Below are 21,873 nucleotides of genomic sequence, written 5' to 3'. Positions count from 1 at the left end.
AGATGATTAGACGAAATACTCGTTCAAAAACTTTTACGACTGTAATTGGTCGATAATTTATTCTAAAATTACAAACTCAACACGTCTGTTAGTTTGGTGATCATCCTCAGAGCATTTTTTAGACTTACAATCAATTAAAGGTTTGGTCTCACCGTAACCTTTAGAAATTAATCTGTTCTTATCAATACCCAGGTTTTCCAAATAATTTAAAGCAGACCAGGCGCGTTTGTCAGATAGTTTTAGGTTATAGGTATTGTTGCCTCTAATATCGGTATGTGCATTAATGGCTATCTTCATTTTAGGGTGCTCTCTAAGTACTTTAACTATTTTATTTAAAGAAATGGTTGATTCTTCTTTAATGGTGTATTTGGCATAGTCAAAATAAATATTCTCCAAAACAATATGCATTTCATCTTCAACCTTGGCAATGACCGGCTCGGTCGTATTAAGTTCAAAGGTTTCCTTATAAGTAGTGTCATAACCTTTGTTGGCTAAAAACTTAAATGCACCATTAACAAAACCATCTTTTTCAGTGGTTACGGTATAGGTTTCAAAAGGATTGATATTTTCAAATTTAAATACACCATTTTCATTGGTCATTTGTTTGCCTACAACATTATTATCTTCATCCGTAAGTACAACAAGGGCATTTGGTAGTTTAATTTTAGTTTCCAAATCTAAAACCTGACCTTCTAAAGATTGAGCAATACCATTGTTCACAGCAGTGTAAATATCATAGCCACCTTTGCCACCGGGCCTGTTAGAGGATAGATACCCTTTAGTCTCCGTTACAAAGAAGAAGGCCAGTTCGTCATACGCCGTGTTAATGGTATTTCCTAAATTTCTGGGGGCTTTATACTTATTGTTTTTAAGGATCTTGCTCATGAAAAGATCGTGACCTCCCAATCCTGAATGTCCGTTAGATGAAAAGAACAAGCGTTTCCCGTCTACCGATAGCGAAGGGTATTTTTCATCTGATGTGGTATTAATAGAATGTCCTAAGTTCACAGGGGTATCTAAAGTACCGTCCTCACTGACTTTGGACACAAAAATATCATAGCCCCCTATAGAACCTTCCATATTGGAAGAGAAATAAAGTAAAGTACCATTTTTATTTAAATAGGGCGTTTCAATAGATATTCCTTCTTTGTTGATGCTTAATAATTCATTTTCAAGCCAATTACCATGGGAATCTGTCTCTAAAGTAGCTCTGTAAAGTTTAAATTCCAGTGAGTTTTCTTTACTGCTCCGGGTATAATACACCGTTTTTTGGTCCGGAGAAAATGTAAGCTGGTCTTCACTGTCATTAGTGTTCAATATCCTTGAAAATAACAGGGGTGCACTTAATTGTCCGGTTTTTGATACGTCCAGACAGAATAGCTCCTTATAAGCTTCATTGGTGTTAGGATCTATTTTAGCAAGTCCGCCAATCTTTTTTGAGGATACCGTGATGAGTTTGTTTCTGAAAAGCCCTGATGCAAATTCAGAGTATTTTGTATTTGCTCCGGCATCTAAAACTTCAAAATTAAAACCATTGGCATCAATGTTAACACTGGTTTCAGTTCCGGTATTTGAATTAAATAAGACATTATTTTTAGCAGGGCTATTAGCTACAATGGCGGTTTGTGCAATAACCATATTTGTAGCCAAACATAAGATTACCAATAGCTTAGCTTTCATAATTTGAGGGTTTTTAGGATTAATTAGCTTATAAATATAAAAGCAAAATAGAATGACATCCCAATTTCTTAGACCAATAACAGGATAATTCGTTAAGTAATTCTCTACAAGGCGTTTGACAAGATTTTACAGATGAATTTATACATTTAGCCTTAAAAGCTCATCTATATAATCCCTGGTGTTGGAAAGCCTTGGTATTTTGTGTTGCCCCCCTAATTTATTGTTTTGTTTTAACCAGTCATGAAATAGTTGCTCACGGGCTATATTTATTTTGGGTTTGTTGAGTGTGATATTGTTGTAGCGTTTGGCTTCATAATCAGAATTGAGTGCTTTCAGGGCATTATCAAACAACTCATTAAAATAGTGAATGTCATTTGGAGGGGTTTTAAATTCAATCAACCATTCATGGGCACCTTTCTCTTTGCCTTCCATAAAAATAGGTGCTGCGGTAAAATCTACAATTTCTGCTTTGGTACGTTTACATACTTTTTTAAGGGCCTCTTCAGCATTCTCAATAATAAGTTCTTCTCCAAATACATTAATATGGTGTTTGGTTCTGCCGGATATTTTTATGCGATACGGATTCAGGGATGTAAACCTAATGGTATCCCCGATTTTATAACGCCATAAACCTGCATTGGTGGTGATTATGACAGCATAATTCTGATGGAGTTCCACCTCGCTTAATGGAATAGCCTTTTCTTCGGAAGTGCCATATATATTCATAGGGATGAATTCGTAAAAAATCCCATAATCTAACATTAATAATAATTCGCTGGAATTGTTTTGGTCCTGAATGGCAAAAAAGCCTTCCGAAGCATTATAGATCTCGTAGTACCTAAAATGATGTTTTGGCAATATTTTTTTATACTGGTCCTTGTAAGGGGTAAAGCTTACGCCACCGTGAAAATAGACTTCCAGATTGGGCCATATATCAAATAAACTCTCTTTGCCGGTGGTTTCCAGTACGTTATTCAATAACACTAACATCCAGGAGGGTACGCCAGCTAAACTGGTCACATTTTCATTTATGGTTTCATCAACAATGGCTTGCATTTTATATTCCCAGTCACTCATTAACGACACCTTATTACTGGGCGTACTGCTAAATTCTGCCCAAAAAGGCATGTTGTCAATCAAAATAGCCGATAGATCACCAAACGCAGTGCCGTTTTCTTTATATAATTCTTTGCTGCCTCCTAAGCGTAAACTTTTCCCGGTAAAGAGTTGTGAGTCTTCATTATTATTTAAATACATGCAAAGTAGATCCTTGCTGGCTGCATAGTGGCAATCTTCTAAAGATTCCTGACTTACGGGAATGAATTTACTCTTCGCCCTGGTAGTACCGCTGGATTTTGCAAACCACTTAATGGGGCTGGGCCAAAAAAGATTGTTTTCACCACGCCTGGAACGTTCAATAATGTCTTGCCAGCCATCATAGTTTTTTATAGGAACCCGTTCGGCAAATGTCTCGTAGTTTCTAATGGAAGCAAAATCGTACTGTTTTCCAAGTTCAGTGTCTTTAGCATATTCCACCAGGTTATGAAGCAATTCAATTTGTACTTCGTTGGGATATTTTAAAAACAATTCAATTTGATGAAAACGTTTCTTAAGAAACCAGGATGCAATAGAATTTACTAAAGGAATTGGCATATTTATTCTATCTTTAAGATTTTAAAAATAATACTTTTTTTCATGTTCTACCAAGGTGTTTTAACAAAAATGGAAACGGAGTTTGCAAGCCCTATTCAGTACTATTTAGTGTTTGAAAACGATTTTATTAATATGAACCAGTTGCTGAATAAGCGCATTACCATGCAATTTGTTAAGTATCAGTGTTTACATTGCGGATTGGACAAACCTATTTACCGTCAGGGCTTCGACAAACAGTGTTTTTATGAAGCGCCTCAGGCCGCTGATTGGGTGATGCGACCGGAATTAAGTAAAGCCCATTTAGGCATTGAAGAACGTGACCTGGAATTTGAAAAGAAAACACAGTTGCAACCACATATTGTGTATTTGGCAAATTCGAGTAATGTGAAAGTTGGTGTGACTAGAAAGAACCAGGTGCCTACACGTTGGATTGATCAGGGTGCCCATGAAGCTATAGAGATTGTTGAGGTGCCTAACAGGTATTTGGCGGGTATTACCGAAGTGGCTTTAAAAGATCAGGTGTCTGATAAAACCAATTGGCGTAAAATGCTCAAGAATGAGATTGAAGATGAGAATTTAGTAGAATGGCGGGAGCGTTTAAAAGGTTTTATTCCCAGTGAAGTAAGCGATTATTTTATTGAAAGTAATACGGAAACCAATTTGGAATTTCCAGTAAGTAAATACCCTGAAAAACCAAAAAGCTTAAACATAGTAAAAGAACAAACATACTCCGGTAAATTGGTTGGTGTTAAAGGACAATACCTGATCTTTGAAGACGAAACTGTTTTTAATGTCAGGGCCAATGAAGGACTTGTAGTTAAGCTTAATTTAGATTAACAGGTTGATCCTGAATCTTCTGCTGTTATAATGACAGACCCTAAGTCATTTCGACCGAAAGGGAGAAATCACATAATTTAATTATAAGTTTTTAAATACCCTCCTCAATCCTACCTCATTTCGGCAAGTTCTATGCATCGCATTTCGATATGACAGAGAATTTTCAATAGATATCTGTTGTCCACAGGATAATACAACTTAATTAACCGTATCCTTTTTCTTTTTACGTAACAACCCACCCAAAATATTTTTAACCTCGTCTTTTATGTTGTGGGTGGAGTCAACCTTTGTTATTGATTTGTTATCGGTGATTGAATCTCCCTTTTTAGAATTTTCATCACCTAAAATACCACCTAATAGATCTTTTACTTTGTCTTTACCCTGATTGAGCAGTTTTTGTTTTTCAATCTCTATAAGCTGTTTAGTTAAGTTAGAAACCGCATTGTTTAGGTCGGTTTTAACAGTAGGCGCAGTGTAGCTACCGCCAATGTTAGCTGTAATAGGTATCGAAATATTGTTGGTTTCTTCAGAATTTATTTTACCAATAAGCCTGTTTACTTCGCTGCCTAAATATTTGGCCGGTACATTGAAAACGGCATTATAATCTATGGTTTTGTCAAACTTATGATTACCCGAAACGGTGATGGCAATATCGTCGTATTTTAAATCGAAGGGTTTTACACTCACACCGCCATCTGCAAATTCTAACTGGGTTTTTACATCTTTTAGGTCCAGCTTATCAAAATCAATAAAGTTTAAGGAACTTTCTAAAGCATTGAATAAGGCTCCTTTATTGGCATTGATTTTAGTAGTCAGTAATTCCGCTAAAGCCATCCCGGAAACTGTGGATAATTCAGGGGAAAACTCATTATCTAAATCTCCCGATATATGTATGGTTGAATTTAATTTTCCCTCAAACAATTTAGCTATCGGGGCTAAATTTTGAAGCAATGCCATGTTGTTGAATGATTGCGAAATATCAAACCCGTCAATACCCAGGTTCAGATCAAAAGTCGGGGTTTTTTCTTTTGTTGAAACATTTCCAATAACAGCAATAGAACCGTCAAATAAACCTGAGGTCACATCTTTAAATGTAGCTTTTTGGTCTTTAATGATCAAAGTTCCGGTAACATCCTTTAAGTTTAAATTATCATAAACAACGGTATTGGCATTGGCATGAATGGTACAGTCTAAAAAGGCCGGAATTTTTAGAGATTCGTCATCATCAGTCGTTTTGTTATCCTCTAAAGCGGCTTCATCCTCTGTCATAAAATCACTTACTTTGAATAAATTGGAGTTCACATTAAAGTCACCCTTTAACTTATTGTCGCTCAATAAAAATCCAAGCAAATTTTTAATGGTTCCGGTCGCATTCAAATCACTGTCACCGGTTTTAGCATTGAAATTTTTTAAGGAGGCTGTTTCCGGGGTAAAGGCCATCTCAGCGGAAGTAATATGAATAGGATTTACAATGTCTTCCGAAGAAAATACAAAGTCTGAAATGGTAGCATTGCCATTGGTTTTGATACGTTCGTATGCATTGGTTTCAATAGCCTTCATATCAAAAGTCGTATTTATTTTTCCTTTTAAGATGCCACTTAGGGTTTTATCAAATTCAATAGGATATACCTTGGTGATATTAGCTAAATTAAGAGTACCGTCAAGGTTAGCGTGTACGAACATATTTTCGGTTAAATTCTTTAAAGTGGCAGACGACCTGAAACTATCTTCATCAATTTTAAAATTAAGCTTTTCTATGGCAACATAAGTGTCATCAGCATTGCCGGTGGTATTTTTTATGGACGTATTAATTGAAATTTGCTCTACACGTTTTGGTAAATCGGGATATTTAAAAGACGCATTATTTGAGGTAATATTGATATCCAGGTTTGGAATGGTTTCATCCGAGCTTAAACCTTTGATCTGTCCTTTTACCTTAAAATCGCCCGTGGTAACAATGTCATCCAAATTTTCGGTATAAGCTCTGGGCATCACAGCAAGAAAATCTTTAAAAGATGCTTGCGGATTTTCAAAAGTAATGTCTATTTGCTGGCCATCTTCTACCTGTTGTACCGAGCCGTCAAATTCAATAGGAAGTTTATTGATAAAACCAATATTATCTTTAAAAGTATAGATGCTTTTCTCCAGATCCAAACCTATAACAGCATCCAGTGTTAAAGCATTGTTCTCTAAATAATGGATACTGTCCATGGTGAAACTGATGTTGGCTTCACTTTCTGTGTTCATTTCAGACGTGTCCGCCGAAAACGTCCCGTTACCACGATGATTCAATTCAGAAAGGTGAATTAACATATTAGAGGCTTCATCCAAATAGGTTAAAGCACTGTTGTTAATGTTATAGTCTTCAATGCTAAATGAAAAACCGGAGCTTTCCCGGACATCAGTTTCGGTGCTATCGGTTTTTACAATATCGTAATTGGTATTCCCGAATTTGTCAGTCTTTAAAGTTAAAAGTGCCTCGTCAATTTTAAAGGAATTAACCACAATAGGCGTTTCATCGGCCTTTTTAAATAATTCTTTAATGGGCATTGTAAAAGCGATGCTTTTAGCCGTGGCCAAAGTTTCGTCTTTAAACGGCTCAAAATTGGTAATCACCAAATCAGACACATTAACCCGGGCCTGTGGAAAGTTTTGAATAAAACTCAGGCTTACACCGCTAAATTCAACTTTGGCATTCAGGTTTTTATTGATATAGCGTTTAACGATATCGGTTATTTGTGATTGAAACGCGAAGGGGACAGCAATTAAAAGAGCTACTATAATAAGAAGAGTGATTCCAACAATTTTTAAAACTTTTCGCATAAAGCATACTTTTGAATAAATATACGGCAGTTGGAAAGATTTGGTTTGAAACCGATTAAAATTTAACCCAAAATTAACCCGTGTTATAACAAGTCGATCTCCTCGTTCACCTTTAATTTAAAGCGTTTTCTGAACAGGAACACACCTAAATATAAAAAGGGCGTATCTGCAGCTGCTACCAGTACTTTAAAGAGGAATCCACTGAATAAAAGGCCGAGAAACCGGTCCCACGCAATGATTTCAAATAGGCATAAAAGACCGAGTACTGTGAAGGTGTCCACAAATTGTGAAAACCAGGTTGAAAAGTTATTACGCAGCCAAAGGTGTCTGCCTTGTGTTAATTGTTTCCAGAAATGATAGATCTGTATGTCCACAAACTGGGCAAATAAATAAGCCATCATACTGGCTAAAACAGCAAGGATAGTGTTTCCAAAAACCGTGTCAAACATGTCGTTGTCAACGGGAGACCATGGTGTGGCCTGCACCAGGCTGGAAGCAGAAACAATTAAAAGCGAAAAGAAAGAGGCAAAAATACCTGTGACTACCACCTGGTTCGCCCGTTTTTTACCGTAGATCTCACTAATGAGATCGGTAATTAAAAAAGTAATGGGATAAGGCAAGATACCTACGGAAATTTCAAAAAGTTTACTGCCGAAGATCTCAACATCCACCGGATACCAATAAAAAAACTTTTGAAAAATTAAATTTGAAACAACCAGAGAGGTAATAAAAAGCGCTCCTAAGAGCATGTAGATTCTTTGGGCGGCTAGTTTATCTTTTTGTGTCATAAATTAAAAAGTAACGATCTGTTGCAGGGTCAATATACGCAATTTTTAATTTTCCTATCTCAGTTCGGGAGTTACGCCAAAGGTGTGATTGTACCCGGACAACCTCAGTATCAATATTCAGGACAATTTGTGAATAAATACCTTCTGTAAAAAGAAAAGAAAACATTAACTTTTTTTATTTTGCCCTTTCTATGATGTCATCTACCACATTTTATATAGCCCTGGGGAGCAATAAAGGTGATAAGCTTAAAAACCTGCAATTAGCGGTTGATGCTATACATGCCGAAGTAGGGAATGTTAAGTTAATTTCAAAGGTTTATAAATCGCCGGCTTTTGGTTTTGAAAGTGATGATTTTCTGAATGCCTGTTTGGTTTTAGATAGCTATTTAAAGCCTCAAAACGTGCTGGAAGTATTATTAAAAATTGAAAAATCATTAGGGCGTACCCGTAAGACAGGTAAAGGATACGAAGCACGCACCATAGATTTGGATATCATTTTTGCAGGAGACGCTGTGATTGATATCAAAACCTTGCAGGTACCGCATCCCGAAATGGCAAAACGCAGGTTTGTGTTACAACCACTCTATGATATTGCTTCAAAAGTAAAGCACCCTAAATTAAACAAAGAAGTATCAGTTCTGTTGGAGGCGTGCGAAGACGACTCGGTTCTGGAACCTATTAAGATCTGGTTAAAAAACCCGAGGAAGGCTTATGATTTTTCCAGGTTTAATTATATAGCTATTGAAGGCAATATAGGTGCCGGTAAAACGAGTTTAGCAACTATGATATCACAGGATTTTAATGCCAAACTTATTCTGGAAAGGTTTGCAGACAACCCGTTTTTGCCAAAGTTTTATAAAGACGCCGCCCGATATGCATTTCCATTGGAAATGTCTTTTTTAGCAGACAGATACCAGCAAATAAGTGATGACCTGTCTCAGTTGGATCTATTCAAAGACTTTATTGTAAGTGACTATGATGTGTTTAAATCGCTTATCTTTTCCAAGATCACTTTACAGGAAGATGAGTTCACCCTATACCGGAAGTTATTCTATCTAATGTATAAGGATATTGCCAAACCGGAATTGTATGTGTATTTATACCAGAATACAAAGCGGTTACAGGAGAACATTAAAAAACGCGGCCGAGATTACGAGCAGGATATTGAAGATGATTACCTGGAAAAAATTAATGAAGGCTATTTGGAGTTCTTAAAAACCCAAAAAGACTTTAACGTGAAGATCATTGATATCTCCGATAGAGATTTTGTAAAAAACCGTGCCGATTATTTATGGATTTTGAGCACCATCTGTGGTGAGTGATAGTCGAAAGACAAGAATGACAAAAAGGATACAACAATCAAAACACTTTATACAAGACAGTCAAAATACGTCCTTTATTATTTTCCACAAAATGTTCGTTCAAGGTTTTTTGATCTTTAATTTTAAAATGGAACGGTGATTCTGATAGATTAACGCCGCTGTTTTGTTTTAGCCTGATGCCTTGTCCGGAAATGATGTCTTTGTTGGCGATAAAGTTCCCTATGGGAACATGCTCTGTTAAGATGATGTATTTGTAACCTCTTAATTTCTTGAGGATTTGATGTATTTCAGTATTTGACAAATGCTGAAGAACTTGTCGCAGGATCACACAGTCGGCATGCGGCAGGTCATCTTTTGAAATGTCCAGACAATGGAACTCTAATTCGTCTGCTTTAAATTGAGCCTTATTCCTTTGAATCAGTTTTTCAACAATATCAACGGCAATATAGGTTTTGGTATGGGATGTTAGGTGCTTACCAATATTGAAATCGCCACAACCTAGATCACATACGACCAAAGGTTCAGAAAAAGAATCCAAAAAATTAATAACAGCCTCTAAATAGGGTTTTACGATGTTATTGTCATGGGAGCCGTAACCGGAATAAAAATCAAAATCCTTACCACCCCAAAGATGTTGCTCATAGATCTGATCCATAACATCCTTTGTTAGCCACGGTGTTTTTGATTTTTTGGTCACCTGATAAAGTGTTTTATTGGGATTTGGAATTTAGAGATTGGAATTTTTTAATTTGCTAAACACATCCCAAATCATAACACCTGCACTCACGGAAATATTTAAAGAGTGTTTGGTACCGTATTGCGGGATTTCAATCACCACATCACTGGTGCTGACCACATCCTGAGCCACTCCTTTAACTTCATTGCCAAAAACCAGGGCGTAAGTTGTTTGAGGCTCAGGTATGAAGTCGTTTAACATCGTGGCATTTTCGGCTTGTTCAATAGCACACACTTTCACACCTTGAGACTTTAGTCTTGTAACCAGGTCCGGAGTATTTTCAACATATTCCCAATCTACGGTATCGGTACTGCCCAAAGCCGTTTTATGAATATCTTTATGCGGTGGTGTGGCCGTAATACCGCAGAGGTAGATCTTTTCAATTAAAAAGGCGTCACTGGTTCTAAAGACAGATCCGATGTTGTTTAAGCTTCTGATATTATCCAGTACAATGATTAAAGGTGTCTTTTTAGCCGTTTTAAAATCGTTGACGCTTAACCGGTCCAGTTCGCTGTTTTTAAGTTTGCGCATAAAAAAAATCTTGTGCCACAAATTCACGAATCATTAAATAAAATATTTGTGTATTCGTGGCTAATCAAATCATGATAATTAAATATGACTTAGGTTTGTTCCACTTTATAAAAGGCGGAATACTGTTTGTATTAGTGCTCTTGCGACTTGGTAAAAATAATATTTAAAACTCACTTTGTCATGCTGAGCGAACCGAAGCATCTTTTTGTTTGCCTTCAATGAGATTCTTCACGCTGTTCAGAATGACATTTTGTTAAAATCTCGTACTAATTGTAGATAACTTCCAGCAGGTCTATTTCAAAAAAAATCAAAATTATACTACATTAGCAATCTTACATCTGAAGCAAAAATAATATTTAAAAACCACTTTACCATTGGTAGATTCCCGCCGTTGCGGGAATGACAATAGAGACATGACGAAAAAAGCAAAAAAAGAAACCCCGTTAATGAAGCAATACAATGCTATTAAAGCAAAGTATCCGGATGCCTTATTGTTGTTTCGCGTGGGGGATTTTTATGAAACCTTTGGGAAGGATGCGGTAAAAACAGCCGGTATTTTAGGTATTATTTTAACCAAACGCGGTGCTGGGAGTGAAAGCGAAACGGAGTTAGCCGGTTTTCCTCACCATTCTTTAAATACGTATTTGCCTAAACTGGTTAAGGCCGGAGAACGTGTGGCTATTTGTGATCAGCTGGAGGACCCAAAACTTACTAAAAAGATCGTAAAGCGCGGTGTGACCGAGCTGGTAACACCCGGTGTAGCACTTAATGATGAGGTACTCGTCTCTAAATCCAATAACTTTTTGTGTTCGGTATATTTTGATAAAAAATACATTGGGGTGTCATTTTTAGATATTTCCACAGGGGAGTTTTTAACGTCCCAGGGCAATGCCGAATACATTGATAAACTGCTTCAGAATTTTAACCCCAGTGAAGTCCTGGTGTCTAAACAGAAACGCAGTCAGTTTAATGACACTTTTGGAACCGATTTTCATACCTTTTATTTGGAAGATTGGGTATATCAGACCGATTATGCCTATGAAACCCTCACCAAACATTTCAATACGAAAACGCTGAAAGGCTTTGGTATTGAAGATCTGTACGAAGGGATCATTGCCTCGGGATCCGTTTTGCATTATTTAGGGGAGACACAGCACCATAGATTGCAACACATCACCTCTATTTCCAGGATTGCTGAAGACGATTATGTGTGGATGGACAAGTTTACCATCCGGAATTTAGAGCTGTACCATTCTACCAATAACAATGCGGTGACGCTTTTAAATGTTATTGATAAAACCTTGTCGCCCATGGGCGGGCGTATGCTCAAGCGTTGGTTGGCCTTACCTTTAAAGCATTTGGATAAGATCAGGCAACGGCATGAGGTGGTGGATTTTTTAACCAAACAGGATGCTACCCATCAAAAAATTCAACATCATATAAAGCATATTGGCGATCTGGAGCGCCTTATTTCAAAAATTGCCACGGCTAAAGTAAATCCGCGTGAGGTCATTCAGCTTAAAAACTCTTTGGAGGCTATTGTGCCTATAAAAGCATTGGCTTTTAATTGCAGTAATGAATCCCTTAAAATCATAGGTGATAACCTTCAGGGGTGTGAGGTGCTTCGTGAAAAAATTAAGGAAACTTTAAATGAAGAGGCTCCGGTAAACGTTTTAAAAGGGAATGCCATAGCCTCCGGATTCTCTTCGGAGCTTGATGAATTACGAGGCCTGTCTAAATCCGGGAAGGATTACCTCGATAATATGCTGGAGCGTGAAAGCGAACGCACCGGAATCCCTTCCTTAAAAATTGCGTCCAATAATGTATTCGGGTATTATATTGAAGTCCGAAATACCCATAAAGACAAGGTGCCGGAAGCATGGATCAGAAAGCAAACCTTGGTAAGTGCCGAACGCTATATCACCGAAGAGTTAAAAGAATACGAAGCCAAGATCTTAGGTGCTGAAGATAGAATTCAGGCCCTGGAGCAGGAACTGTTCACTGATCTGGTGGTTTGGATGAACCAGTATATCAAGGCGGTTCAGCAAAATGCGCATTTAATTGGGCAACTGGATTGTTTATGTGGTTTTGCACAATTGGCCAAAGATAATAACTATGTGAATCCTGTTATTGATGAGTCCTTTGACCTGGATATTAAAGATGGGCGCCACCCGGTTATAGAAAAGCAATTGCCATTGGGCGAATCCTATATTGCCAATGATGTGTTTTTAGATAGGGTGGACCAGCAGATCATTATGATCACCGGGCCTAATATGTCCGGTAAATCGGCCATATTACGTCAAACGGCTTTAATCGTATTGCTGGCACAAATTGGAAGCTTTGTGCCGGCGAGATCGGCCAGAATTGGTCTGGTGGATAAGATCTTCACCAGGGTTGGTGCCAGTGATAATATCTCTATGGGCGAATCCACTTTTATGGTAGAGATGAATGAAACGGCTTCTATTTTGAATAATATCTCAGACCGAAGTTTAGTGTTGCTGGATGAAATTGGCCGTGGGACCAGTACCTACGACGGTATTTCCATTGCCTGGGCCATCAGTGAATATTTGCATGAACACCCCTCAAAGCCTAAAACCTTATTTGCCACGCACTATCATGAACTTAATGAAATGACCGAAACCTTTGAACGCATCAAGAACTTCAATGTGTCGGTAAAAGAATTAAAGGATAATGTACTGTTCCTGAGGAAACTTGTGGCAGGCGGCAGTCATCATAGTTTTGGTATTCACGTAGCCAAAATGGCGGGGATGCCACAACAGGTGTTGCGTCGTGCCAATAAGATTTTAAAGAAGTTAGAGCAATCGCATTCCAGTGAAGAACTTACTGATAAAGTAAAAACGATTCCAAACGACATGCAATTGAGCTTCTTTAATTTGGATGACCCCTTGCTCGAAAATATCAAAGACGAAATATTACATACGGATATTGACACGCTTACACCGGTGGAAGCCCTTATGAAACTCAATGAAATTAAGCGTATGTTAGTGAAGAAAAAGCAGGCCTAAAATAAATTGCATTTATTTTGTCAAAAGGCTTTGCAATTCCTAGAAATAGTTTAAATTTGCATCCGCAATCGGGAGATTGTAAGCCTGCTTGCCGCAGGTAAGTTCATAGAACAAGACTGCGAAAGTAGCTCAGGGGTAGAGCATCACCTTGCCAAGGTGAGGGTCGCGGGTTCAAATCCCGTCTTTCGCTCTGATACTTTCTTAAGTTCAGAATATACCAGGATGCTGAAGTGGTGGAATTGGTAGACACGTTGGACTTAAAATCCAATGGCCATTATGGCCGTGCGGGTTCAAGTCCCGCCTTCAGTACAGATAAAAAGCCGGAACAGTTGTTCCGGTTTTTTTGTTTTCGGAGCGAACGAAACTTGTTTCAGTTCGCGGAGAAAATAAAACAGTTGGCCCGTAGGGACGGCTTTTTTCAACATGTTGAGACGGGGACTCGTAGTTGGCAATTCCTTCCTTCAGGATAGACTGGGACAAATCAGAATTATTTGATTTGTTCCTTTTTTATTCCCTTTAAAACCTTTGTTAATACTGGCAATCTTTAAAAGTATCGGATTTATATCAGCGGTTCGAACTTTGTTTTTCTCAAACTGGAACTTTTCCGGGAACATCGAACCGATCAACTGTCTCTTTCTTTCTAGGTCACTTGTATTGAACAGGATATCGAATTTGTTCAATCTTTTAAGGCCTTCTTTATAGATTTTTTGTTTGTTAAGTCTGTTATTGATAATAATTTTATAAAAAAAATAATCTAAAGTTGGTTTTATCATAATCTAAACTCTAAATAAGAGCATCGTAAACTTTACAAAAAACACTCTATAATTTTACTCTGAAGATAAAATTTGGAGTGGTTCTAAGTCCAATAACGGATTCTTCAATAATCTCAAACTCAGAGTTTTCATTTTCATCCAAATCAAAAATTTTGTCGATATTGTTCTTTCTATTGTATAGATTAAGAACAGAAATCCCCATTCTTGCTTTCACCGTCTTTTGTTTATTCAGATAGAGGTTGTATATAAAACTAGCGTCAAGTCTATGGTAACTGGGCAAACGCCTATTGTTTTGGCTTGAAAATATAAGGGAGCCTTCTGGTTGACCTTCTTCATTTATAGTTGTTTCAAAACCCGAGGGCATTGAAAATGGTTTTCCTGAGGCATATTGCCAGCCCACCGAAAATTGAAATTGTTTGTACTTATAGGTATTAGAAAAAGATAAACTGTGGCGCTGATCAAAATTGCCAGGAAAACTATTGTTTTGAATACTATTGAAGTCAAAATCGGTTTTGCTAAGAGAATAACTTAACCAGGTTCGGAAATTTCCAATGCGCTTTTTTAACAATACATCAATGCCGTATATGTTGCTTTTTCCAGAGGCATAATCGTCATCGGTTACAGAAGCATTAAAACCCTTAGTAAGCGAGGTTAAGCCTTTTATATGCTTATAATATCCTTCAATATCAATTTTCCATCCTTTTTTGGTAAATGATAATCCTGAAGTAATTTGTTTGTTGTTAAGTATAGGGATATTGTCATTGTTGGCTAAAGCCCAAATCTCATTGTTTAGCCCCAAGTAATTAAAATCAAAGGAGATTAACTGGCTTATAGCTTGGTTTTTTATTTCTCCAGAAGCTTTGAACATTAAGGCTTTATTTATTTTATAGTTAACAAACAACCTTGGTTCTACTAAAAATTTAGTGTTTTCTGAAAATAAACTTGATCGTATTCCGGGCCGGATGTACCAATTTTTATGTTGAAACTGATGTTCTATATAAACCGAATTAACTGATTCTGTGCGACTCTGTGATTCCCTGATTGAGGCATTTTGCCCATATCCAATATTATAATCTACTCTATATCTGTTATAGTCTAAACCAAAAATAAATATGTTATTGGAGTTGATTTTTAATTGGTTGTGTAGACTTGCTCCAGAATCTTTAATTTGGTTATCTCGAATTACATTTTCATCAGAATTGCCTTCTAGAGATTGCTCATTAAACTCATAAAAAGAATTGTAATTGGAAAAATGAATGTCACTTTGGAAACTCCAATTGGGATTGAATTTCTTATCCCATTTCATACTAAAACCGTTATTCTTTAGATTCAATATGTCTCTTGCAATGCTGCCATTATTGTCTTCATTGGCATAATCTAATTCATTATTAATAAATAGGCTGCTTATACTAAGTTTACTGTTTTTAGAAATTTGCCATAAAGCTTTAATATTAAAATCTGTGAATTTAAATGTATCGTCCAAAATATTTAGTTCCTCTTCTTCTTGAATTTCGTTCTTATCATTTATTCTAGTATTTTGAAAAACCTTATTACTAATTCTATTAAATGTAATTGAATTTAAATTGGATAATGAATTTCGGGCCGATATGATGACACCAAGTTTGTTTTTAATAATTGGAGTTTTTATAAAAGCATCTGAATGCAATAAATTGGCTCCAATCCCCAATGTGGTTTTCTCAGGAATTTCTTTAGTGGTTTGTATATCAATAACGCTTGAAATACGTTCACCATATTTTGCACTGGTTCCACTTCTGTAAACGTTTACTTGCTCAGTGATATAGGGGTTGAATGCAGAAATCATCCCAAATAAATGCCCTTGGTGGTAAGTTTTTATGCCATCCCATAATATCAGGTTTTGATCGGGAGTGCCTCCCCTAATATGTAAATTTGAGGCTGATTCCGTAGGACTTGAAATGCCCGGTAGCATTTGTAAACTTTGCAATACATCGGGTTCTGTGAGACCCGGTAGAACATTTAGCCTGGCGGGCTGCAAATTGATGGAGCCATCTTTCTTGTTCTGGTCAAATCCCGAGGTAAGGTATTCTGTGACAATTAAAACTTCATCTAAATTATGGATGACCGCCGTTTCTTCTAGGGAGCCTTTTTTTTTTAGAACAATGTTCTCATCGTCTATGAATATTATTTCTAAATCCAATGTCTCTTTTAAGATATCAAGAAAACCTTTTATTGTGGCTTCACCAGAGTATGAAAAGGTTTCTCCTTTTAAGATATCACTATTGTATGAGAATTTCACCGAAAATCTGTTTTCCAGATCTTCAAGAATATCAATTAAAGATGAGTTTTTATAGTCTAATGTGTGTTCTTGAGTATATGCAAGTACAAAATTCAAAAAACATAAGATGGTAATTACAAAGCGTTTCATTAATAGGGTAGAATGTAAATACTGTTCTTATCTTTAAACTCATAAGGAATATCCATGGCGGTAAAGATGGTCTTGAGGGCTTTTTCTAAGCTGTTATGCGAAAATTGCCCAGAAAAATAGGCAGGTCTTAAATTGGATTTACCTTGAATGCTTACCCCAAACTGACGTTCTAATTCAGAAACCACCTCAAAGATTGAGATTTTGGTAAATGAACTTTTGTCTTCTAACCAAACTGGGCTTGTTTTGTTAAAATTAGATGCTTCTAATGTGTCTTTTTGAAGGGTTACTGCATCGCCTTTGTTTAAAATAATAGGTGTTTTATTTTCAATTAAGACTTCTACTTTCCCCTCAAAACAGGATACGCTGTAAAGACTATCTCTGGAGTTCACGGTGAATTTAGTTCCTAAAACTACAACTTGCCCTTCTTTTGTATTTACAGTGAATGAGGCCCCTTTTTTAACCTCAAAAAAAGCTTCTCCCTGTAATTTTAACGTTCTGTTTTTCTCCCAATTAAATGATTTAAACGAGATTTTAGAACCGGCATTGAGATTTACTTTTGAGCTATCTGGCAAAATAAATGCCATTTGCTCTGTTGCATTGGTCTTGAAGTTAGAATAATCGAAAAACAAAAAATAACCAAAGCATAAAACCAATGCTGCAGCAATTCCATACGACCAATTTAAAATCAAACGCCTGGTACCATGGTTTTGATTTTTTGATTTTTCGATTTTTTTTAAGGTTGCCTCAAAATTATAATTTAAGTCATAAGACGGGAATTCTGCGTTATCTAAGGAATCAATAATCTCGGAATACTCCTTGTAGGCCTCAGAACCCTTGAAACTTTCAAGTTCTTTTTCTGAAAGCTCATTGGCAAGCCAGCGTGCTAAAAAAGTATCGTCAAACTGTTCCTCCATAATTTAAACTTAAGTGTTTTTTATTTAGAACTTCTAATTTCCAAAAAACCCTACTTTATATTTTATAATTTTTTACATCCTTTCTTAAACTGACCAAAGCTGCATGCATTCTTTTTTCAACGGCCTTGACCGAAAGCCCCAATAATTCTGCTATTTCGCTGTACTTTTTTTTATCTATCCTATTTAGCAAAAAGACTTCACGTTGTTTTTCCGAAAGGTTATTAATAGCCCTATTTAGCTCATTTTGAAATTCTTTTTTTCGCAAAACAAATTCTGGGTCTTCATTATTTTGAGCGCTGTTTTTAGTGTTCTGATATTTTAGAACTACTTTCTGATGCTTTACCTCATTTAGAAAAGAATTTTTAGCTAAAGTAAAAAGATAGCCCTTAACAGTTTCTAAAGAAACTTTGGAGCAATTATTCCATAATTTAACAAATGCATCTTGGGTTAAATCTTCAGCCAAATCCAAATTCCCACATTTAGAATAAATGAAATTCCGAATCATTTTAGAATAGTCCTTAAAGACTTTTTCAAAAATATAATTCTGGCAAATAGAATCTGGCTTAGGGGTCATTTAGAAAAAAATATTAAGCAAACATAATTCTTTTTTTCAAAAAAAAGGTAGGGTAAATTTTGTGCTGGTTGTTTTAAACTAAATTTTGAAGGAAATTATGTTGAGCTTAATTGTCATTATTGGTCTTACGGTTGCAATTACAATTTATGGTGCAATAGAGTATAGGTTGCATCAAAAATATCTAAGTGCAATTCCAATACGTATCCATATTAACGGTACAAGAGGAAAATCTAGTGTTACCCGATTAATTGGAGCTGGCCTAAGAGCAGGTGGACTCAAAACCATAACAAAAGTAACAGGCACTTTTCCAAGGATAATACTTCCAGATGGTAGTGAAGCTGTGGTTCACAGAAAAGAAAAGGCTAATATTTTGGAACAACTGGATATTATAAAATATTGCTCACAACAAAAAGCAGAGGTGTTAATTATTGAGTGCATGGCCCTTCAGCCTATTTATCAAAAAATCACAGAACACCAAATGGTAAAAGCGAACATAGGTGTTATAACTAATATTAGGCTAGATCATCTTGATGTTATGGGCCCCACCCTTGATGATGTTGCCAAGGCCATTTGTAGGACTATTCCAAAGAAGTCTCAATTATTCACTTCAGAGAATAGGTATTTGGGCTATATGAATAAGGTGGCAAAACGAAGAAAAACAACAATTAGAAAAAGTGAGGCGGCTTCTATATCGAAAACGGATATGCAAGGGTTTACCTATATAGAGCATAAAGATAATGTGGCCCTTGCCCTGGATATTTGTTCAGAGTTAGGTGTAGAAAGAGCATCTGCATTAAAGGAAATGAAGCGCAGCATACCAGACGAAGGGGTGTTAAGACGCTACACCATAAATGCAGAAGATAAACGTATTTTTTTCTACAATGCCCTAGCGGCCAATGATCCGGAATCAACATTAATGATATGGAAGTCCATCAAAGAGCAATGTGATCCTGATGAACATATCATGATTGTTTTAAATACAAGAAAAGACCGTCAAGATCGGGCTGTTCAATTAGTGAAAATGATTGCTTTGTTAGATTATGGAAGTGTAGGCTTGATCGGTGAATCATTGGATAATGTATTTCAAATGTGCATTAAAAAGGGTGTTCCAAAAGAAAAAATACACGCTATTGGAGAGAAGTCAACTCATGATCAATTTATAGATATATGTCATGCTTCTCACTGTAAAACCACGGTTTTAGCAATTGGAAATATGGGAGTAGGCGGCGCAGAATTAGCCCAATATTTTGAGAAAAAGCATAAACAAAATTAAAATGTCTTTATGATAGAATTATCTGTTACACTTGGAATAATAATAAGTTTATTCTTTATAGAAAAATTTGGAATGGCCGCTGGGGGTATAATCGTACCGGGTTATGTAGCCTTGCAATTGGCCACAATAGATCGCCTTGTAGGATTGATAATAATAGCGTTCATTACATTCCTGATAATCAAGTTTATTTCAAGGTTCACATTTTTGTTTGGAAGGAGACAAATGGTAGTTTCATTATTAATAGGAACTATTCTTTCAATAGTTTCCCATCATTTTTTAGTGTTCAATACACCTAGTTCGACGGTTGAACTTAGTGCTATTGGTTGGGTGATTCCCGGCTTGATAGCCCATTGGGCGGCAAAACAAGGATTTGCCAAAACCATGGCAATGCTCACCGTGACTTCTGTGATTGTAAGACTACTGGTGATTATCTGTTTTCTTGGAGAAACCTTACCTGAACTTTATTAACCTACTATTTGTTATGAATAATATTTCCATAAGATCAACTCTAGTGCTCAGTATTCTTGGTGCCTTAGCCATTGCACTTTTAATTATTGTTGAAAGCTCCAAGAGCTTTAAAGAGCAAAGGTATTTTAAACAAAAGATGAAAGCTGCCGGATTGGCAGCAAAAGGGATGCATCATTTAAAAAATACATTTTTTCCTGATGAAATTGCCATAGATAATATTAATGACCCTAATAATACCGGGATTATTGGGCAACAGTTCTCCCAACTTACTTCTGGTAGGGGGTCATTGCCAATTAAACTATCTACCACAAACCCAAACTTTGCGGCCATGATTATCGAGCAAATTAAAGAAGCTGGTCTGAAAGAAGGTGATAACGTTGCATTATGCTTTACAGGCTCTTTTCCAGCGCTTAATTTGGCGGTTTGTACAGCTCTTGAAACTCTTAAGCTGAAACCGATTTTGGTGACATCGGTAACATCGTCTTCATGGGGTGCAAATGACCCAAACTTGACATGGCTTGATATGCATAAGTCACTCTATGAAGCCAATGTGGTTTCATTCTTACCAAGGGCATCATCCATTGGTGGTAATCAAGATTTAGGACGGACTTTAAGTATTGAAGGGCGGGAATTGGCTGTGAATGCTATTTTTCGAAATGGGATTCCTTATATAAACGAAGGGAGTTTGGAAAAGAGCATTGCCAGACGCATGGAGATTTTTGAAACTGAGTCTGGTGATAACGTAAAATTATTCATAAATGTTGGCGGCGGAGTGGCTAGTCTGGGGAGTAACGCTAATGCTAAAACGCTTCCGTCGGGTTTTAAACAAAACGCCAAACTCAGCGATTTTCCAGATAAGCTTGGGGTGCTTTATGAAATGACGCGAAAAGGCGTTCCAACAATTAATCTTTTAAATATTGGCAGGTTAATGTCTAGGTATGATTTACCAAGAGACCCAGTTCCGTTGCCCGCTATAGGAGAAGGTCTTTTGTACAGGGCTTACAAGTATGATCTACCCACTGTAATAGTTTCAACAGTTGTTTTTCTAACACTGATAATTGCCGTTATGTACTATGATAAAAAACAAAACGCTTTAGGAACCCAAATAATTAAAAATCATGATTGAAATTAAAAAATCTTCGTTAGTAATTGTCTTGGTGGCATCTTTTCTGCTCGCATTTTGCAACGCAGTTTTTGCTCAGGAGAGAAAAGAAATAAAGCCTAAGAAGTTTGTGAGCTTAGTTCACATGACCAGTGATTCAGATTTTGTGTATTACGCACTTTCAGAAAAAACAAAAACTTCAATAACCGTTACCGGTCCTGGAAAACTTATCGTGTTCAATAGGGTGCGATTAGAAGATAATCAAAAAGCTTCAAGGCCTTATTATCTTAAGTATATTATAGATGGAAAGCGTATTATATCCCAAAAGATTGGACCTCAGGAAATGTCGAAAAAGGTAAGCTATAAAAGTAATTTACCTGGAACACCGAGTAAAGTGGACAAAGAAGTCATTAATATTCCACCTGGTAAACATCAACTTAATTTTTATAAATACAAAACGAAACAAAAAGCCCATGTGAGGTTTGTTTTTCAGCCTACCAAAAAGTTGTTTTGGAAGGAGCTGAAGTCTATTTCCAATTTAAATAGGGTGAAAATTGAACACCAAAAAAATAAAAAACAACAAACCTATTACCGTATTGATAATAAAAGCGGCTTTAAATTCAGAAACGATAGTAGCCAAAAGCTAAGAATTTTTCTTCGGGCAGATTTTAACTATAAAATGCATGATGAAAATGTGATACGTTTTGCTTTGAAGAAAAATGGCGAGGTCATCAAAACTTACAAGGTTACTTGTAAAAAATCTGCGGCTGTACAGAATATTACAGACAAAGCGCTTATGCCCGGAGCATTAGAGAAGGTCTTTATTGACATTCCTTCTCAAGATAAAAATCAATATGAGATTGTTTTAAAGAACTCTGATAAATCTGCCATTATTCGCGTTTTTCTTGGAAATAAAAAGCAGGAGAAAAAAATAAATGCAGCCTAATAGCAAGGAATCCCCTCATTCCC

At 36.5% G+C, this 21,873-nt stretch carries 16 protein-coding genes and 2 tRNA genes; 9 read left to right on the top strand and 9 right to left on the bottom strand.

The window, feature by feature from the left end:
• Positions 1 to 57: 57 nt before the first annotated feature.
• Positions 58 to 1,680: an OmpA family protein gene (locus Q0983_RS09270; protein WP_299551785.1), complete on the bottom strand. Its 1,623-nt coding sequence runs from the start codon at positions 1,678 to 1,680 to the stop codon at positions 58 to 60.
• Between the two features lie 138 nt (positions 1,681 to 1,818).
• A complete protein-coding gene (locus Q0983_RS09265) occupies positions 1,819 to 3,333 on the bottom strand; it encodes a GH3 auxin-responsive promoter family protein (protein WP_299551783.1) in 1,515 nt (504 codons plus the stop codon).
• Between the two features lie 42 nt (positions 3,334 to 3,375).
• Here Q0983_RS09265 and Q0983_RS09260 point away from each other — a divergent pair, with 42 nt between their 5' ends.
• Positions 3,376 to 4,170 carry a DUF2797 domain-containing protein gene (locus Q0983_RS09260; protein WP_299551780.1) on the top strand — a complete coding sequence of 265 codons (795 nt, stop codon included), beginning with the start codon at positions 3,376 to 3,378 and terminating at the stop codon, positions 4,168 to 4,170.
• 198 nt (positions 4,171 to 4,368) lie between these two features.
• Here the strand turns inward: Q0983_RS09260 and Q0983_RS09255 are convergent, their stop codons facing one another.
• The gene (locus Q0983_RS09255) at positions 4,369 to 6,993 is read right to left on the bottom strand and encodes an AsmA family protein (RefSeq protein ID WP_299551777.1); all 2,625 of its coding nucleotides are present in this window, start codon (positions 6,991 to 6,993) and stop codon (positions 4,369 to 4,371) included.
• A gap of 83 nt (positions 6,994 to 7,076) precedes the next feature.
• Positions 7,077 to 7,781 (bottom strand): queuosine precursor transporter, encoded by a 705-nt coding sequence (locus Q0983_RS09250; protein WP_299551774.1) that lies wholly within the window; start codon positions 7,779 to 7,781, stop codon positions 7,077 to 7,079.
• Positions 7,782 to 7,972: 191 nt separating this feature from the next.
• On the opposite strand from Q0983_RS09250, the gene folK reads away from it, so the two are divergent.
• Positions 7,973 to 9,103 (top strand): 2-amino-4-hydroxy-6-hydroxymethyldihydropteridine diphosphokinase, encoded by a 1,131-nt coding sequence (gene folK, locus Q0983_RS09245; protein WP_299551771.1) that lies wholly within the window; start codon positions 7,973 to 7,975, stop codon positions 9,101 to 9,103.
• Positions 9,104 to 9,140: 37 nt separating this feature from the next.
• Here folK and Q0983_RS09240 read toward each other — a convergent pair whose 3' ends face one another.
• Entirely contained in the window at positions 9,141 to 9,800 is a 660-nt protein-coding gene (locus Q0983_RS09240) for a methyltransferase (protein WP_299551769.1), read from the bottom strand.
• Positions 9,801 to 9,830: 30 nt separating this feature from the next.
• Positions 9,831 to 10,370, bottom strand: coding sequence for an RNA methyltransferase (locus tag Q0983_RS09235; RefSeq protein WP_299551766.1), 540 nt, complete (start codon positions 10,368 to 10,370; stop codon positions 9,831 to 9,833).
• Between the two features lie 413 nt (positions 10,371 to 10,783).
• Between Q0983_RS09235 and mutS the strand changes: the two genes are divergently transcribed.
• The 3 genes from mutS (at position 10,784) to Q0983_RS09220 (ending at position 13,705) form a co-directional block, all read left to right on the top strand.
• On the top strand, positions 10,784 to 13,396 hold the full coding sequence (gene mutS, locus Q0983_RS09230; protein WP_299551763.1) for a DNA mismatch repair protein MutS: 2,613 nt from the start codon (positions 10,784 to 10,786) through the stop codon (positions 13,394 to 13,396).
• 118 nt (positions 13,397 to 13,514) lie between these two features.
• A tRNA-Gly gene (locus Q0983_RS09225) sits at positions 13,515 to 13,586 on the top strand.
• Between the two features lie 34 nt (positions 13,587 to 13,620).
• Positions 13,621 to 13,705 (top strand) — tRNA-Leu (locus tag Q0983_RS09220).
• 510 nt (positions 13,706 to 14,215) lie between these two features.
• Here Q0983_RS09220 and Q0983_RS09215 read toward each other — a convergent pair.
• The 3 genes from Q0983_RS09215 to Q0983_RS09205 are packed head-to-tail and all read right to left on the bottom strand — an operon-like array spanning position 14,216 to position 18,061.
• Positions 14,216 to 16,573 carry a TonB-dependent receptor plug domain-containing protein gene (locus Q0983_RS09215; RefSeq protein ID WP_299551761.1) on the bottom strand — a complete coding sequence of 786 codons (2,358 nt, stop codon included), beginning with the start codon at positions 16,571 to 16,573 and terminating at the stop codon, positions 14,216 to 14,218.
• A complete protein-coding gene (locus Q0983_RS09210) occupies positions 16,573 to 17,487 on the bottom strand; it encodes a FecR family protein (RefSeq protein WP_299551758.1) in 915 nt (304 codons plus the stop codon). Before Q0983_RS09210 ends, Q0983_RS09215 begins: the two co-directional genes overlap by 1 nt.
• 55 nt (positions 17,488 to 17,542) lie before the next feature.
• Entirely contained in the window at positions 17,543 to 18,061 is a 519-nt protein-coding gene (locus Q0983_RS09205; RefSeq protein WP_299551755.1) for an RNA polymerase sigma-70 factor, read from the bottom strand.
• Positions 18,062 to 18,158: 97 nt separating this feature from the next.
• On the opposite strand from Q0983_RS09205, the gene pgsB reads away from it, so the two are divergent.
• From pgsB to Q0983_RS09185, 4 genes are read left to right on the top strand one after another with little or no spacing between them, the layout of a single operon-like run.
• Positions 18,159 to 19,334, top strand: coding sequence for a poly-gamma-glutamate synthase PgsB (pgsB, locus tag Q0983_RS09200; protein WP_299551752.1), 1,176 nt, complete (start codon positions 18,159 to 18,161; stop codon positions 19,332 to 19,334).
• Between the two features lie 9 nt (positions 19,335 to 19,343).
• Entirely contained in the window at positions 19,344 to 19,802 is a 459-nt protein-coding gene (gene pgsC / locus Q0983_RS09195) for a poly-gamma-glutamate biosynthesis protein PgsC (RefSeq protein ID WP_299551749.1), read from the top strand.
• 13 nt (positions 19,803 to 19,815) lie between these two features.
• Positions 19,816 to 20,928 (top strand): poly-gamma-glutamate system protein, encoded by a 1,113-nt coding sequence (gene pgsW, locus Q0983_RS09190; RefSeq protein ID WP_299551746.1) that lies wholly within the window; start codon positions 19,816 to 19,818, stop codon positions 20,926 to 20,928.
• Positions 20,921 to 21,850, top strand: coding sequence for a hypothetical protein (locus Q0983_RS09185; protein ID WP_299551744.1), 930 nt, complete (start codon positions 20,921 to 20,923; stop codon positions 21,848 to 21,850). Before pgsW ends, Q0983_RS09185 begins: the two co-directional genes overlap by 8 nt.
• Positions 21,851 to 21,873 lie beyond the last annotated feature (23 nt).

It is taken from the genome of Seonamhaeicola sp. (assembly GCF_028281565.1).
In the GTDB taxonomy this organism is placed as follows: domain Bacteria; phylum Bacteroidota; class Bacteroidia; order Flavobacteriales; family Flavobacteriaceae; genus Seonamhaeicola.
The sequence above is the reverse complement of the archived record's forward strand: the minus strand, read 5'-3'. Positions and strand labels throughout refer to the sequence as shown.